The following is a 964-nucleotide window of genomic DNA, read 5'->3' on the forward strand; positions in this document are numbered from 1 at the left end:
GAGCCGGGCCTCGCCGAGCCGGTTGAGCCCGGCGGCCCGGTCCTCGGTCGCGCCGGTGGCCTGTGCGCGGGCGTGCAGGGCGGTCTGGGCGGCGAGGCGGTCACGGGCCGCGAAGAGGGCGCGGGACAGGGCGAGCGCGGTGCGGCGCTCGTGCGTGTCGAGGAAGCGGTTGCGGCTGGACAGGGCGAGGCCGTCCGGCTCCCGGACCGTCTCCACACCGGCGATCTCCACCGGGAAGTTCAGGTCGCGCGCCATGCGCCGGATCAGCGCCAGCTGCTGGGCGTCCTTCTGCCCGAAGAACGCGGTGTCCGGCCGGGTGAGGTGGAGCAGCTTGGCGACGACGGTGAGCATGCCGTCGAAGTGCCCGGGGCGGGACGCCCCCTCCAGACGCTCGCCCATCGGGCCCGCCGAGATCCGGACCTGCGGCTCGCCGCCCGGGTAGACCTCGTCCACGGAGGGCGCGAAGACCACGTCGGCACCGGCCGCGCCGGCCACCGCGAGGTCGGCGTCGAGCGTGCGCGGGTAGCGGTCGAGGTCGGCGGCCTCGCCGAACTGGAGCGGGTTGACGAAGACGGTGACGACGACCTGCCCGGCGGGGCCCGCGTGGGCGCGGGCGGCGCGGATGAGCGAGGCGTGGCCCTCGTGCAGGGCGCCCATCGTCATGACGACGGCCCGCCGCCCCTCGGGGGCGTACGCGCTCAGCTCGGCGGCCGTGTTCAGCAGGACCGGGGCGGTGGACGTGGTGGCGGTCATCAGGACTCCTCCGGTCCGGTGCCGGTGTCGCCGGAAGAGGCCGGGCCGCCGTCCGGGGCGGGGCCCCGCGTGCCCGCGCCGCCGTCCGCCAGCGCGTCCAGCAGGTCCTCGGCCAGTTCCGGCTTGAGCAGGCCGTGGGCGAGGGCGCGGTCCGCCGTGGCGCGGGCCATCGCCACGTAACCGGCGACCGTCTGCGGGGCGTGGGCGCGCA

General features: G+C 77.1%; 1 protein-coding gene and 1 pseudogene. Both read right to left on the bottom strand.

Translation table 11 applies throughout. From position 1 onward, the window contains the following. Positions 1-753: pantoate--beta-alanine ligase (gene panC, locus G3I41_RS04225; protein WP_164398953.1), on the bottom strand; the 753-nt coding region annotated here is incomplete at its 3' end. Next, positions 753-964: pseudogene (locus G3I41_RS04230) on the bottom strand (oxidoreductase); the annotation flags it as partial. The pseudogene G3I41_RS04230 and the gene panC, both read right to left, overlap by 1 nt.

The organism is Streptomyces sp. SID9727 (assembly GCF_010550605.1).
In the GTDB taxonomy this organism is placed as follows: domain Bacteria; phylum Actinomycetota; class Actinomycetes; order Streptomycetales; family Streptomycetaceae; genus Streptomyces.